The sequence below is a fragment of the Nordella sp. HKS 07 genome, from assembly GCF_011046735.1.
Lineage (GTDB): Bacteria > Pseudomonadota > Alphaproteobacteria > Rhizobiales > Aestuariivirgaceae > Taklimakanibacter.
The window spans coordinates 6,934,362-6,949,330 of the sequence record NZ_CP049258.1 but is presented as its reverse complement, the minus strand read 5'-3'; the positions used below and the strand labels follow the sequence as shown (position 1 = coordinate 6,949,330).

14 protein-coding genes are annotated in these 14,969 nt (G+C 62.6%); 6 read left to right on the top strand and 8 right to left on the bottom strand.

Annotated features, from left to right (window positions below):
* Position 1: 1 nt before the first annotated feature.
* Together G5V57_RS34040 and G5V57_RS32900 are read left to right on the top strand one after the other, a co-directional pair.
* On the top strand, positions 2–262 hold the full coding sequence (locus G5V57_RS34040) for a hypothetical protein (RefSeq protein ID WP_206530143.1): 261 nt from the start codon (positions 2–4) through the stop codon (positions 260–262).
* On the top strand, positions 243–2,384 hold the full coding sequence (locus tag G5V57_RS32900) for an arylsulfatase (protein ID WP_206530142.1): 2,142 nt from the start codon (positions 243–245) through the stop codon (positions 2,382–2,384). Before G5V57_RS34040 ends, G5V57_RS32900 begins: the two co-directional genes overlap by 20 nt.
* Before the next feature lie 42 nt (positions 2,385–2,426).
* Here G5V57_RS32900 and G5V57_RS32895 read toward each other — a convergent pair whose 3' ends face one another.
* The 6 genes from G5V57_RS32895 to G5V57_RS32870 form a co-directional block, all read right to left on the bottom strand.
* Positions 2,427–3,638 (bottom strand): ABC transporter permease, encoded by a 1,212-nt coding sequence (locus G5V57_RS32895; protein WP_165173338.1) that lies wholly within the window; start codon positions 3,636–3,638, stop codon positions 2,427–2,429.
* The gene (locus G5V57_RS32890; RefSeq protein WP_165173336.1) at positions 3,638–4,342 is read right to left on the bottom strand and encodes an ABC transporter ATP-binding protein; all 705 of its coding nucleotides are present in this window, start codon (positions 4,340–4,342) and stop codon (positions 3,638–3,640) included. The genes G5V57_RS32895 and G5V57_RS32890 overlap by 1 nt, the downstream gene beginning before the upstream one ends.
* A complete protein-coding gene (locus G5V57_RS32885) occupies positions 4,339–5,520 on the bottom strand; it encodes an efflux RND transporter periplasmic adaptor subunit (protein WP_246737456.1) in 1,182 nt (393 codons plus the stop codon). The genes G5V57_RS32890 and G5V57_RS32885 overlap by 4 nt, the downstream gene beginning before the upstream one ends.
* Positions 5,521–5,776: 256 nt before the next feature.
* A complete protein-coding gene (locus G5V57_RS32880) occupies positions 5,777–7,432 on the bottom strand; it encodes a tetratricopeptide repeat protein (RefSeq protein WP_165173332.1) in 1,656 nt (551 codons plus the stop codon).
* Between the two features lie 116 nt (positions 7,433–7,548).
* The gene (locus G5V57_RS32875) at positions 7,549–7,956 is read right to left on the bottom strand and encodes a hypothetical protein (RefSeq protein WP_165173330.1); all 408 of its coding nucleotides are present in this window, start codon (positions 7,954–7,956) and stop codon (positions 7,549–7,551) included.
* Positions 7,957–8,049: 93 nt separating this feature from the next.
* A complete protein-coding gene (locus G5V57_RS32870) occupies positions 8,050–8,409 on the bottom strand; it encodes a DUF4406 domain-containing protein (protein ID WP_165174374.1) in 360 nt (119 codons plus the stop codon).
* Positions 8,410–8,498: 89 nt separating this feature from the next.
* Here G5V57_RS32870 and G5V57_RS32865 point away from each other — a divergent pair, with 89 nt between their 5' ends.
* Positions 8,499–9,239, top strand: coding sequence for a DeoR/GlpR family DNA-binding transcription regulator (locus G5V57_RS32865; protein ID WP_165173328.1), 741 nt, complete (start codon positions 8,499–8,501; stop codon positions 9,237–9,239).
* A gap of 54 nt (positions 9,240–9,293) precedes the next feature.
* Here the strand turns inward: G5V57_RS32865 and groL are convergent, their stop codons facing one another.
* Positions 9,294–10,931, bottom strand: a complete 1,638-nt coding sequence (gene groL, locus G5V57_RS32860; RefSeq protein WP_165173326.1) for a chaperonin GroEL — start codon at positions 10,929–10,931, stop codon at positions 9,294–9,296.
* 45 nt (positions 10,932–10,976) lie between these two features.
* The gene (locus G5V57_RS32855; protein ID WP_165173324.1) at positions 10,977–11,291 is read right to left on the bottom strand and encodes a co-chaperone GroES; all 315 of its coding nucleotides are present in this window, start codon (positions 11,289–11,291) and stop codon (positions 10,977–10,979) included.
* Between the two features lie 602 nt (positions 11,292–11,893).
* Here G5V57_RS32855 and G5V57_RS32850 point away from each other — a divergent pair.
* The 3 genes from G5V57_RS32850 to G5V57_RS32840 are packed head-to-tail and all read left to right on the top strand — an operon-like array spanning position 11,894 to position 14,963.
* The gene (locus tag G5V57_RS32850; protein WP_165173322.1) at positions 11,894–12,943 is read left to right on the top strand and encodes an ATP-NAD kinase family protein; all 1,050 of its coding nucleotides are present in this window, start codon (positions 11,894–11,896) and stop codon (positions 12,941–12,943) included.
* A gap of 13 nt (positions 12,944–12,956) precedes the next feature.
* Positions 12,957–13,940 carry a thiamine pyrophosphate-dependent dehydrogenase E1 component subunit alpha gene (locus G5V57_RS32845; protein ID WP_165174373.1) on the top strand — a complete coding sequence of 328 codons (984 nt, stop codon included), beginning with the start codon at positions 12,957–12,959 and terminating at the stop codon, positions 13,938–13,940.
* Positions 13,941–13,955: 15 nt separating this feature from the next.
* Positions 13,956–14,963, top strand: coding sequence for an alpha-ketoacid dehydrogenase subunit beta (locus G5V57_RS32840; protein ID WP_165173320.1), 1,008 nt, complete (start codon positions 13,956–13,958; stop codon positions 14,961–14,963).
* Positions 14,964–14,969 lie beyond the last annotated feature (6 nt).

Below are 14,969 nucleotides of genomic sequence, written 5' to 3'. Positions count from 1 at the left end.
GATGTTTCCGCACGCCGCGACTCTTTTGTTCAATCTCAAGACGATGCTTGCAGCGGTCAGCATCGCAGCACTTGCCCAGACGGCGCTGGCCCAGAGTCCGGAGCCTGGCTATGCCGGCGAGACCCTCTCGCTGCCCCACCCTGATTTTCACTTCAAGGGCGCGGTCGGACGCACTTATCTCGATTCCGATCCCGCGACATTTCCGCAAATCCTCCGTCCCCCCCAAAGGGGCGCCCAATATCGTGCTGATCCTTCTCGATGATGTCGGCTTCGGACAATTCAGTGTCTTCGGCGGCGGCGTTTCGTCGCCGAGCATGGAAAAGCTCGCCGCAGAAGGCTTGCGCTACAACCGCTTCCATACGACGGCGCTGTGCTCGCCGACGCGCGCTGCCTTGATCACCGGCCGCAACACCCACGTGACCGGCAATGGCAGCATCACCGAGGCAGCGACGGGATATGATGGCTATACCGGCATCATTCCCAAGAGCACCGGAACGGTGGCGGAAATCCTGCGGCAGAATGGCTATGCCACCGCCTGGGTCGGCAAGAATCACAACACGCCGATCTGGGAGACCAGCGAAATCGGTCCGTTCGATCGCTGGGCCAATGGGCTCGGTTTCGACTATTTTTATGGCTTCAATTCCGGAGACACCAGCCAGTACGAGCCGGTTCTCTACGAGAACCGCAACCGCGTGCCACGCTCGACCGATCCCAACTACCACCTGTCCACTGACATTGCCGACAGGTCGATCGCCTGGATGCAGAAAGAGGAAGTCATCGATCCCGACCGGCCGTTCTTCCTCTATGTCGCTCCGGGTGCAACCCATTCGCCGCATCAGGCCCCGAAGGAATGGATCGACACGTTCAAGGGCAAGTTCGACATGGGCTGGGACCGCTATCGCGAAGTGACCTTCGAGCGGCAGAAGCAGCTGGGCGTCATCCCGCCTGATACCAAGCTCACGCCGCGCCCCGCCGGCCTGCCGGCGTGGGACACGCTCAATGCCGACCAGAAACGACTCTATGCGCGCATGATGGAAGTCTTCGCCGGCTATGGCGCCCATGTCGATCACGAAATGGGACGCATTCTCGACGCCGTTGCCAAGCTTCCTGATGCCGACAATACTCTGATCGTCTACATCGTCGGCGACAATGGCGCATCGGCAGAGGGGGGCATCGAAGGCTCGACCAATGAGAACGCCTTCTTCAACAACATTCTGGAGACCTGGCAGGACAATCTCAAGGTCATCGATGAGCTCGGCGGCCCGAAGCACTTCAATCACTTTCCGGCGGCCTGGGCATGGGCGATGGACACCCCCTTCCAATGGACGAAGCAGGTCGCGTCGCATTTCGGCGGCACGCGCAATCCCTTGATCATCTCGTGGCCGGCGAAGATCACTGATAAGGGCGGGCTGCGCAGTCAGTTCCACCATGTGATCGACATCATGCCGACATTGCTGGACGTTGCCGGCGTGCGGGCGCCGGACATTCTCAACGGCGTTCCGCAGAAGCCCATCGACGGAATCAGCATGACCTACACGTTCAACGACGCCAAGGCTCCCGACCGTCGCAAGGAGCAGGTCTTCGAGATGGGGGTCAATCGCGGCATCTACCAGAACGGCTGGTTTGCGTCGTCGCTGTCCTTCCTGCCCTGGCAGCCGGACCGACAGGGCTTCGACATCGATAAGGCGAAGTGGGAACTCTACAATATCGACAAGGATTTCTCGCAGGCCGACGATCTCGCATCGGCCGATCCCGACAAGCTTCGCGCGCTGCAGGACCTTTGGTGGGCCGAGGCGGCGCGCAACGACATCCTGCCGCTCGACTGGCGTGGCCCCGAGCGCATGTCGATCGAGCTGACGGGCAAGCCGAGCCTTGCCGCCGGGCGCAAGATTTTCGTGTATGAGACGCCGCTGGCGGCGCTGCCCGAAGCTTCCGCGCCCGATCTCAAGAACAAATCCTTCACGATCACCGCCGAGGCGGAGATACCCACGAGCGGAGCGGAGGGCATGATCTTCACCCAGGGGGGCTTCACCGGTGGCTGGGGATTTTACATCGAGCAGGGCAAGCTCGTCGGCCTGCACAACCATGTGGCGCTCGAGCGTTATCGCATCGTCTCCACCGAGCCGGCACCGACCGGCAAGGTCACGCTGGCGATGGAATTCAAGTCCGACGGCGGCGGCATGGGCAAGGGCGGCACGATCACGCTCTTCGCCAATGGGAAGAAGATCGGCGAGGGCCGCGTCGAAAAGACGACACCGTTCAAATACTCGCTCTATGAAGGGCAGGATATCGGAGAGGACACCGGCTCGCCGATCGACTTCAGCTATTCTCCGCCGTTCAAGTTCACCGGCAAGCTCGGCCGGGTCACCGTGGAGCTCAAATAGGTGATTATGCGGAAGCCATGAAACCCAATCGCAGGGACATGTTCATTCATGCCTAAGCGCATCGATCGGATCGAGCCGGGCGGCGCGGCGCGCCGGGAAGAAGCCGAAGCCCAGCCCGATAGCGCCTGAGAACAGGAAGGCGAGTGCGATGTTCGAAAGGCTCGGTGCGAAGGGAATGACCATGAAAAAGCTGGCAGTACCGGCCAGCGCCAAGCCAAGCATGATGCCGATCATGCCGCCCAGCAAGGCCAAGACCAGCGCCTCGACCAGGAACTGGGTGAGGACCTGGCGCTCAAGCGCGCCGATGGCGAGGCGTATGCCGATCTCGCGGGTGCGCTCGGTCACCGAGACCAGCATGATGTTCATGATGCCGATGCCGCCGACCAGGAGACTGACGCCGGCGACGGCGCTCAGCAAGCCGGTGAGAAGTGTCGAGGTGGAGGTCATGGTCGAGATGATCTGGCTCATATCGCGCACCGTGAAAGTGTCGTCCTTGTCGGGACCGACGCGACGGACCTCGCGCAGGATCTGTTCGGCATTGGCCGTCACGGCAGGTATGTCGTCGCTGGTGGCGGCCGAGATGTAGATTGTGGGGATTCGCGTATTGCCGGCGAGACGGCGCTGATACGTGCGCAGCGGCAGGACGACCGTGTTGTCCTGGTCGTTGCCGAAGGCGCCCTGTCCCTTGCTGGCGAGAATGCCGATGATGTCGCAAGAAATGGTGCCGACGCGCATCCGCTTGCCAAGACCGCTGTCCGGCGCGAAGAGGGCGTCATTCACGCTCTCGCCGATCACGCAGACAGCGCTGCCGGATCGGACCTCACTGTCATTGAAGGGGCGCCCTCGCTCGAAGGTCCAGTCCTGTGCGATGAAGAATTCGGAATCGGTACCGGTCACCGTCGTCGCATAATTGGTGGCGCCATAGATGAGGGTCGCGGCGCGGGTCGCCGATGGGGCAATGGCGCGCACACCGGTCAATTCGGCGCGGAGTTTCGCCAGCGTGCGGTCGTCGAAGGAACGGTTCTCCTGGCTGGCGCCGCCGGGCCCGAAGGTGTTGCGTCCGGGCTGCACGATCAGAAGGTTGCTACCGAGCTTGGAGAGATCGTCGGTCACTTTTTGTGTCGTGCCGTTGCCGATGGTCACCATGGCGATCACCGCGCCGACGCCGATCACGATACCGAGCAGAGTCAGGATCGAGCGCAGCACATTGCGCCTGACCGACAATAGAGCGAGCTTGAAGGCTTCCCACAACATCAGGCGGCCTCGCGGGTGTGCTGCGATTCGATATGGCCGTCGAGAAAACGGATGGTACGGTGGGCGAAGGCCGCCATGTCGGGCTCATGCGTCACCATGATGATGGTGAGGCCGCGCTCCTCATTGAGGCGGGTGAGGAGCTCCATGATCTCATGACTGCGGGCGGTGTCGAGATTGCCGGTCGGCTCGTCGGCGAGCAGCACCAGGGGGTCGGTGACGATGGCGCGCGCGATGGCGACACGCTGCTGCTGGCCGCCCGAGAGCTGGGCCGGGGTATGATGCTCGCGGCCCTCGAGGCCGACGAGGCGCAAAGCCTCAACCGCGCGGTCGCGGCGCTCATGGCGCGGTGTGCCGCGATAGACGAGGGGCAGCTCGATATTCTCGACCGCGGTGGTGCGGGCGAGGAGATTATAGCCCTGAAAGACGAAGCCCAGGAAATTGCGGCGCAACAAGGCACGCTGGTCGCGCCCGAGGGCCGTGACATCGACACCGCCGAAGAGATATCGCCCGGCGCTCGGCGTATCGAGGCAGCCCAAGATGTTCATCGCGGTCGATTTGCCGGAGCCGGATGGCCCCATGATGGCGAGGAATTCGCCACGCGCAATGACGAGATCGACGCCTGCCAAGGCGCGCACACGGCCGGCACCTTCGCCATAGATCTTCTGCACTTTCTCGAAGGCGATGAACGGCAAGCCTTGCGTCATTGTCCGGCCGTGCGCGAGGAGGTGATTACCTGGTCGCCGTCCTTGATGTCGCCGGTCACGATCTGGGTGAGTTTGCCGTCGGTGACGCCGGTGGTGACGCTCACCTTTTGCGGCCTGGCGTCCTTGAGGATCCACACAGTGCGCGCATTGGCCGGGGTATCGCGCTTGGGCGCGCCACGGCCGATGGGTCTCGGGAAGAAGATCTGGGTGAGGTCGAAGCCCGTCTCGGCGCGAGGCCGGGGCGGCTGGTAGCGCAGCGCCGCATTGGGCACCGCCAGCGCGTTGTCCACCTTCCGCACTGTGATCTGCGCTGTCGCGGTCATGCCCGGACGCAGCAGCAGCTCGCTGTTGTCGACGGTCAGGATGGCCTTGTAGGTGACGACGCCATCGGTGGTGAGGGGAGAGAATTCGAGCGTCTCGATCTTGGCCGGGAAAGCCTTGCCGGGATAGGCGTCGACGGTGAACTGAGCGTCCTGGCCGGCCTTGACCGCGCCGATATCGGCCTCGTCGATATTGGCCTCGACCTGCATGCGCGTCAGATCCTCGGCCAGGGTGAAGAGGACAGGGGCCTGGAGCGAAGAGGCGACCGTCTGGCCGGGCTGCACGGCGCGCTTGAGCACGATGCCGTCGACCGGCGAGACGATGCTCGATTTGGCAATGTCGATCTCCTGCAGCGCGATGTCGGCCTTGGCGACCTCGATATCGGCTTCCGCCGATGCGACAGCGGCGACTGCGCTGTCGCGGGCGGCGACCGCGTCATCGAGAACCTGGGTGGCGGCGAAACCTTTCTTGCTCAAGGCCGCCTGACGTTCATAGGCCAGGCGGCGCTGCTCCAGCGTGGCCTTGGCGTCGGCGAGCTTCGCCTCATTGGCGGCGAGCGTCGCCTTGGCACGCGCGAGCTGGGCACCGAGGCGCTTCACGTCGAGCGCCGCCAGCACGTCGCCCTTCCTGACGAGGCTGTTATTGTCGACATTGACGGTGCGCACGACGCCCGAAATCTCGCTCGAGACATCGACCTGCGTCGTCGGCTGGACGGTACCGGTGGCTGTAACAGTGACGGTGAGTGGAGTAATGACCGCCGGGGTAGTGTCATAGGTGAGCCCGGTGGTTGCCGAAGCCGGCGCCCAATACCAGTAAGCGAGCCCGCCCAGGGCCAGGACGGCGATGAGAAAATACACGAATCTCCGGCCCCAACGCCTTGTTTTCGCGCGGGAATCCAAGCCTAACGCGGCTTCGATTTCAGTCGGATCTAGCGGTCGCTGCATGTTCATTCGTCAATACGCTCCATCGGGAGATAAGACGTTCATGCCACGCTTTTCCGGCGCAGCACCGGAACAGACAGAAAGTCTCATCCGGCACATCGGCGCGCGCCACGGCAAATTCAAGGCGGAAAGCCGCCGTATATGCCCTCCCGCCTGATGCGTTGGCGAAGGCTCACGCGACAGCCTTCAGGCGGCAGAAGCAGGATGCCTTGACCGGTACATCGGCGCGCGCCGAGGCGATGTCGAGCGACTGCTTGATGATCGCCGCCTCGGCGAGCTTGCCGAGCTTCACCAGGCATTCGTGATAGCCATGCAGGCTCCAGACATTGTTCGGATGCTGGCAAGCGCGGCGCAGCGTCTTGTCGAGGCCGAGATCGGCGCGATAGACCGCTTCGGCTTCGGTGACTTTGCCCTGTTCGAGCAGCAGCGCACCCAGTGCATGACGGGTGGGCTGCATCCAACCCCAGGGCTCGTCATAAGGAAGGCTGTCGTCGAGCGTCACCGAATTACGCAGAAGCGCGAAGGCCTCGTCATGGCGGCCTTTGCGATAGGCGATCTCGCCCTTCATCATCCCGGCGGCGATCGCCAATATGTCGAGTGCCGTGTTGTTGAAGAGATAGCGGCTGGGCGGGACCTGCGCGACCGCGGCTTCGAAATGCACCGCTTCCGTCTCGGCAGCCTTCACATCTCCCGTGGCGGCATGAGCCACCGCCTTGGCGTAGTGCGTCATCGCCGTCGTCACGCAATAGAGCTTGCGGTTGGCCGGGAGCCTCTCGGCGATGATTTCGCGCCATTTGCCGAAGCGGATCAGTACGTGCAGCTTCATCGGCACGAAGCTCTCGAGCCAATCTGCCATGGGCGGGACCTCGACGGTAAGAAGCTCCTCGGTAAGTGCCGCCGCCAACTCCTCGGCGGCCGCCAATGCCGGGGCATATTGGCCGAGAAACATCGCGCCATAGATCTTGAAGTGGAAGTCGTGGCAGCGATAGAGCGAATAGAAGTTGAGACCGCCTTCACGCGCGAAATATTTGCGGTCCGCCTGCATGGCGCGATCGTTCCACTCGACGACATTGTGATAGTCGCCGCACAGCACATCGATATGGGTCGGCATATGGATGAGGTGGCCGGCATCGGGGACCAGATGGCGCAGGCGATCGCCAGCCCTGAGGGCGCGCTCAGGCGTTGGCGACATCTCCATCAGATGGACATACATGTGAAGCAGGCCCGGATGGTCCTCGCCTCCCGGCTGTCGCATTGCCTTTTCCAGAACCTCGATGGCTTCCTGCGTGTCGGCGCCCTCGGCGGGCGTACCGGTCTCGATGTTCCACAGCTGCCATGGCGTGCGGTTCATGATCGCTTCGGCGAAGAGCGTCGCGACGTCGAGATCCTGGGCATGGGCCTGATAGACCTTGCGCATTGCCAAGGCGTAGTCGTCATTCCAGATCGGCGTCACCTGTCCCGGGTCGTTGGCCGGATAGCGCAAGGCCAAAGGCTCGATGAGGCCGCGCTCGACGGCGCTGGCTTTGTCCTTGAGCTTCAGGGCCTCGGCTGTCGCTCTATGGGCGGTTTTGAGCGACCGCTCGAGATCGACCGTGTCGAAGGCCTTCCATTGCTTGTTGTAGTTGGGGCCTGCGGCGTAAGCGATGCCCCACCAGGCCATTGCGCAATCGGGATCGGCCTGCGCCGCTTTCTCGAAACAGCGCACCGCCTCCTCATGATTGAAGCCGTAGCACCAGGCGAGGCCGCGATCGAACCATATCTGCGCCTCAACCGATTTAGTGGTGACGCGGCGGCGATACGTGCCCAGGTCATACGGATAATCGCTCATGTCAGCCTCGTTCCCTGCTGGAAGCCTATCGTCACGGCTCTGCAAAATCGCGTCAATCCCCCTGCGATGGGGCCAATCCTGAGAGGTGCCCGCTCGCTAAACGGACTACGGGAGGCTCAGCGACCAAGCCGGGGATTGGGCATATAGCCGGTGCAGCGAAAGAAATTGATGCCGCCCAGCACGAAGATCTTCTTGGTCTTGCGGATGAGCGGCAGGGTGACGGCTTTCGTCTGGCCGTCAGTCGTCAGTTGCACCGCCAAAGTGACCTTGTTGCCGTCAATGCCGATATTTGTGATCTGGCCGACGGAATTGTTCCAGTTGATCTCGTTCTGGGTCAGATTGATGAAGGCGCGCTTGTCCGTGAAGTCGGGCCCCTTCGGGTCGGCGCGGTCCAGCTTGCACCAATCCTTGTTCTGGGCGTAGGTGCCGAATTCGAGAGGGAGCTCCTCCTGGGCGACGGCCGCGCTCGTGGTGATGAAGAAGGCGGTAACGCTCGCAATGAGTAGCCGTGATTCAAAGCGCATATAATATCTCCTGAACGGGCGGTCTTCTAACACAGAAAGGCGGGGTGAATCCCACCCCGCCACCATATGTGAACAAGCGGTTTCTGGCCGATCTTAGGCGGCGTGGTCGGGAATCTCCGCAATATCGTAATAGACGGGAATGCCGCGCAGGCGGGCGATGCGCACGTCGTCTTCCGCCCCTTTCGACTCGCCCGGCAGCCGCAGCACGGCGTCGCAATGCTCGAGGAGCCGGCCCGCCGTCGGGTGAAGGATGCGGTCATAGAGCGCATCGCCCACGTCCCGTCCGCCAGCCGTCTGCCAGATGGGCAGCGCCGCCCATTCGCCGATCATCGGCACATGGCCCTTCGCGAAGATCGGCCAGGAGGCCTCTTCGAGGCGCTTCAGATTAGCCGCCATCTTGGCGGGGTCATCGCCGGTGCCGGATCGATAAGGGCCGGCGATGAGGATCATCATGGGTTTCTTCGACATGGGACACTCCGGGTTACTGAAGCCCCACCTTATCAATTCGTGACATTTCGTGCAATATCGTGCATTATCATGTAATGCTAACCCAACAGAGAAGACAGCTTCTCCTCACCCGCCTGGCCAAGGACGGCCGCATCGTCGCCAAGGAGCTGAGCGCTGAGCTCGGCCTGTCGGAGGACACGATCCGTCGCGATCTGCGGGAGCTTGCCGGCGAGGGCATGCTGCTGCGGGTGCATGGGGGCGCGCTGCCGGCATCGCCGACCGTCGCCGATCTCGCCGCCCGCCGGTCCATGGCGACGGACGAGAAGCGCCGCCTCGGGCAGAAAGCGGCAAGCCTGATCGAGCGCCGGCAACGCATCTTCATCGATGGCGGGACGACGCATCTCGAACTCGTGCGCTCTCTGCCGCTCGATCTCGACATCACCGTCATCACCCACAGCCCGACGATCGCCGCGGCACTCGAGCCGTTTCAGGCGGCCGAAGTGATCCTGATCGGCGGCAGACTGTTCCGCCATTCGATGGTGGCGGTGGGGGCCGAAGCGCTCGAGCAGATCCAACGTTTGCGCATCGATCTGGGCTTTGTCGGCCTGACCGGCCTTCATCCCGAGGAGGGGGGCACGACGGGCGATTTCGAGGAGGCGGCGATCAAGCGCGCCATCATCGCGCGCGCGGCGGAGGCCGTATCATTGATCACGTCGGAGAAGCTCGGGGCAGTCTCGGCCTACTCTGTATGCGACCCAACGGAGTTGTCATCGGTTGTCGTGACGAGTGACGCGGACGTTAGAGATTTCGCCAAGACGGGAATTATCCGCGCATGAAAAAACCCCGGTGTCGCCACCGGGGTCCTTCCTAACTCGCGATGAGCGGACTTCTTAGAAGTCCATGCCGCCCATGCCACCGCCGCCCGGCATAGCCGGAGCCGGGGCCTTGTCCTTCGGCTTCTCAGCGACCATGGCTTCGGTCGTGATGAGGAGCGACGACACCGAGGCAGCGTCCTGAAGAGCGGTGCGCACGACCTTAGTCGGGTCGATGATGCCCTTCTCGACGAGATCGCCATACTCTTCGTTCTGCGCGTCGAAGCCGAAGTTGCCCGACTTCTCGAGCACCTTGCCGACCACGATCGAGCCTTCGACGCCGGCGTTCTCGGCGATCTGGCGGATCGGGGCTTCAAGCGCCTTAGACACGATCTTGATGCCGGCCTGGATGTCGGCATTGTCCGACTTCAGGGCGTCGACGGCCTTCTTGGCGCGCAGCAGGGCGACGCCGCCGCCCGGCACGATGCCTTCTTCGACCGCGGCGCGGGTCGCGTTGAGCGCGTCATCGACGCGGTCCTTGCGCTCCTTCACCTCGACTTCCGTCGAGCCGCCGACCTTGATGACGGCGACGCCGCCCGCGAGCTTGGCCAGGCGCTCCTGGAGCTTCTCACGGTCGTAGTCCGACGTCGTCTCTTCGATCTGCTGCTTGATCTGGGCAACGCGGCCCTGGATGTCGTTCTTCTTGCCATGTCCGTCGACGATGGTGGTGTTCTCCTTCTCGACGCGCACGCGCTTGGCGCGGCCGAGCATTTCCACCGTGACGTTCTCGAGCTTGATGCCGAGATCTTCTGAGATCACCTGGCCGCCGGTGAGGACGGCGATGTCCTCGAGCATGGCCTTACGGCGATCGCCGAAGCCCGGGGCCTTGACGGCCGCGACCTTGAGGCCGCCACGGAGCTTGTTGACGACGAGGGTGGCGAGAGCTTCGCCTTCGACGTCCTCAGCGATGATGAGGAGCGGACGGCCGGTCTGCACCACGGCTTCGAGAACCGGGAGCATGGCCTGGAGGCCCGACAGCTTCTTCTCGTGCAGGAGGATGTAGACGTCCTCGAGCTCGGCGACCATCTTGTCGGCGTTGGTGATGAAGTAGGGGGAGAGATAGCCGCGGTCGAACTGCATGCCCTCGACGACGTCGAGTTCGGTGTCGAGCGACTTGGCTTCCTCAACGGTGATGACGCCTTCGTTGCCGACCTTCTGCATGGCCTTGGCGATCATCTCGCCAATGTCCTTCTCGCCGTTGGCGGAGATGGTGCCAACCTGGCTGACTTCCTCGGAGCCCTTGACCTTCTTCGAGCGCTTCTTGATGTCCTCGATGGCGGTGCGGACGGCCTGATCGACGCCACGCTTCAGATCCATCGGGTTCATGCCGGCGGCAACCGCCTTGGCGCCTTCGCGCACGATCGCCTGGGCGAGCACGCAAGCGGTGGTGGTGCCGTCGCCCGCGACGTCGTTCGTCTTGGAGGCGACTTCGCGCACCATCTGGGCGCCCATGTTCTCGAACTTATCCTCGAGCTCGATTTCCTTGGCGACCGTCACACCGTCCTTGGTGGTGCGCGGCGCGCCGAAGGACTTGTCGATCACGACGTTGCGGCCCTTGGGACCGAGCGTGACCTTCACCGCATTGGCGAGAATGTCGACGCCGCGGAGCATACGCTCGCGAGCTTCGCCACCGAAGCGGACTTCTTTCGCTGCCATGTTGTTCTTCCTTTAAAGAATTGTTGAGCTACAGACCGGAATGGATCAGGCCGCCTTCTTCGAAGACGACTTGCCTTCGAGAACGCCCATGATGTCCGACTCTTTCATGATCAGATATTCGGTGCCGTCGATCTTGACTTCGGTGCCCGACCACTTGCCGAAGAGAACGATGTCGCCGGCCTTGACGTCGATCGGGATCAGCTTGCCCGATTCATCGCGACCGCCCGGGCCGACAGCGATGATTTCGCCCTGCATCGGCTTTTCCTGAGCGGTTTCGGGGATGATGATGCCACCCTTGGTCTTGGTGTCTTCCTCAACTCGGCGCACAACCACGCGGTCGTGCAGAGGACGGAACTTCATGCGATGTCTCCTTCGTTGGTCGCATTGTTCGATTGAATGCCGGAGCCTGGAGAGTGAAAGCGAGGCCTCCCAACCCCGTCTTCCGGCACCTGCTAGCACTCTCATATCATGAGTGCCAACAGCTGTCGGGTGAGATAGGGCAGGGGGACCCAGGCGTCAAGAGGAAGGGCGGAAATTAAGTGGTTACCGCCCGGTCACGACGCGGGTTTTCCCGGTTGGGCAGCCCAGCCAGGCCGGGGGCGAAGGCGGCTAAAAATCAGATATAGGGGGAAACGCTCGATTTCGAGTGCCCACAGCCGGCTCAATCGAAGTGGAAGCTCACGCCAGCACGGACGATGAAAATATTCTTCAACTCGACTTCCTCGCCGGTCTGATCAGAATTTTCGATGCTCCCCCGGTCTCGGCGTCCCTATTCCTATGGTTTGCCGAACACATGCGCCGACCGATGAGCGAATTTTACAGCTTTCGATTGATTATTCGAGTCCTTCACCCTCTTATGAACCGGTTCTCTTACGACAAAGGTCCCATAACGTTGCGGGATATTACCTTGAGGCTTGTGGAAATTACTTTCACGAGTCATCGTGGTGGCGGAGGAACCCAAATTGGCTCCGACTGTCGGCATCATTGCCAACCCCGTATCGGCACGTGACATTCGTCGCGTGATCGCCAACGCGACCAGCCTCCAGATCACCGACCGCGCCAATATCGTTCTCCGGGTGCTCGCCTGCCTCAAGGCGTCGGGCATCGACCGGGTGGTCATGATGCCGGAAAATGGCGGGATCCGGCATCATGTGCGGCGCGGCGTCGATCGTTCCCGCAATCTGCGCGAGCATGAGTTTCCAGAACTCAGCTATCTCGATATGAAGGTCTCGGGCACGGTGGACGACACCGTCCGCGCCGCCGACCTCATGCGCCAGCAAGGGGTGGCCGCCATCGTGGTTCTGGGCGGCGACGGCACCCATCGCGCCGTCGTCTCCCGATCGGGCGACATCCCGATCGCCGGCATCTCGACCGGCACCAACAATGCCTTTCCCGAGCATCGCGAGCCGACCATCACCGGCCTTGCCGTCGGCCTCGCGGTGACGGGGCGGGTGCCGACCGCCGTCGCCTATTCGCCCAACAAGAAGCTCGTTGTGCGCATAAACGACCACGCGGCCGAGATCGCGCTGGTCGACGTCGCGCTCGTCACCGAGCGTGTGGTGGGGGCCCGGGCGCTGTGGAAGCCGGAGACCTTCCGCGAGCTCTTCGTCACCTTTGCCGAGCCCGAGGTCATCGGCATGTCGGCCATTGCGGGCCTTCTCGAGCCGGTGAAGCGCTCCGAACCCGGCGGCCTGCATGTGCTGATCGCGCCCGTCGACGAGGCGCAACTGGCGCTCACTGTACCCATCGCACCCGGCTATATGCGCCCGATCGGCATCGCCGGCTGGCAAAGGCTCGCGGCCGGAAAATCCTATGGGCCGCAGATCTCCGCCGGCTCCATTGCGCTCGATGGCGAGCGCGAGCTGTCTTTTTCCGAGCGTGATCGGGTCACGATTGCGCTCGAAGAAAACGCCTTCCGTACTGTCAATGTCGCTGCCGTCATGGAGCATGCGGCGCGCCATGGGCTGATGCGGCAGGTGGGATCAATTGAGAAGAAACGCCAGGTTTCGTGATGGGAGGAGAATGATGAGCAAGAATCCGTTTCCGCTCGACAAGCAAGGCCTGCTCGAGGCCTACCGGACGATGCGGACGATCCGCGAGTTCGAGGAGCGCGTGCATAACGAATTCGCCAAGGGCGACATTCCGGGCTTCGTGCATCTCTATGCCGGCGAAGAGGCCTCGGGCACCGGCATCATGATGCATCTCAATGACCGCGATCGCATTGCCTCGACGCATAGGGGCCACGGCCATTGCATCGCCAAAGGCGTCGACGTGAAGGAAATGATGGGCGAGATCTATGGCAAGGCGATGGGCTCCTGCCGCGGCAAGGGTGGGTCGATGCATATTGCCGATCTCTCCAAAGGCATGATGGGCGCCAATGGCATATTGGGTGCCGGAGCGCCCCTCGCCTGCGGGGCGGCGCTCGCCGCCAAGTTCCGCGGCGATGGCGGCGTGGGCATCTCCTTTGTCGGCGACGGCGCCTCGAACCAGGGCATGTTCCTCGAAAGCCTCAATCTCGCGGCGGTGTGGAACCTGCCGGCCATCTTCGTCGTCGAGAACAACGGCTATGCCGAATCCACCTCCCGCGATTACGCGGTGGCGGTCGATTCCTATGTCGATCGCGCAGCCGGCTTCGGGCTTCCGGGTGTCACCGTCGACGGCACCGATTTCTTCGCTGTCTATGAAGCGGCGGGCGAGATCATCAAGCGCGCGCGCGAAGGCGGCGGTCCGGCGCTGCTCGAATGCAAGATGATCCGTTTCTTCGGCCATTTCGAAGGCGATCAGCAGACCTATCGCGGCAAGGGCGAGGTCGAGCATATCCGCGCCAACCAGGACTGCATCAGGCTCTTCGCCGACAAGGTGATGGATGCAGGCGTGATCAAGAAGCCCGAGCTCGACGTCATCGACAAGGAGATCGCGCGACTGATCGAGGACGCGGTGGTGGCGGCGAAGGCGGCACCTTTGCCCACGGCGAAGGATCTCATGACCGACGTCTATGTGACTTATTGAGAGGGGGAACGGAACATGGCACGCAAGATCAGCATGCGGCAGGCCTTGAACGAAGCGCTTGACCAGGAAATGGCGCGCGATCCGACGGTGTTCGTGATGGGCGAGGACATTGTCGGCGGCATGGGCGGTGACGGCGAGAAGGACGCCTGGGGCGGTGTGCTCGGCGTCACCAAGGGCCTCTACTCCAAATATGGCGACCGGCTTCTCGATACGCCGCTCTCCGAATCCGCCTATATCGGCGCCGCCGTGGGTGCGGCCGCCTGCGGCATGCGCCCGGTCGCCGAGCTGATGTTCATCGACTTCATGGGCGTGTGCTTCGATGAGATCTTCAACCAGGCCGCGAAGTTCAAATACATGTTCGGCGGCAAGGCGGAGACACCGGTGGTCATCCGCACCATGATTGGCGGCGGCTTTCGCGCCGCCGCCCAGCATTCGCAAGTGCTGACCCCGCTCTTCACCCATATTCCCGGCTTGAAAGTGGTGGTGCCGTCCAATGCCTATGACGCCAAAGGCCTGCTCATCCAGTCGATCCGCGACAATGATCCGGTGATCTTCTGCGAGCACAAGAATCTCTATGGCCTCGAAATGGATGTGCCGCAGGAATCCTATGCGATCCCGTTCGGCGAGGCGAATGTGGTGCGCGAGGGCAAGCACGTGACGATCGTGACCTATGGCATGATGGTGCATCGGGCCATGGATGCCGCGGCCCAGCTCGCCAAGGACAAGGTCGAATGCGAGGTGATCGATCTCAGGACGCTCTCGCCGATCGACTGGGATACGGTGCTCGAAAGCGTGGAGAATACCGGGCGGCTCGTCTGTGTCGATGAAGCGCATCCGCGCTGCTCGATCGCGAGCGACGTCTCGGCCAAGGTATCGCAGGAGGCGTTCAAGGCGCTGAAAGCGGGAATCCAGATGGTGACCTCGCCGCACACGCCGGTGCCGTTCTCGCCGTCGCTCGAGGATATCTATCTGCCGAGCGCCGACAAGATCGCGGGCGCCGTTCGCAAGACCATGGCGAATTGAGGAGGC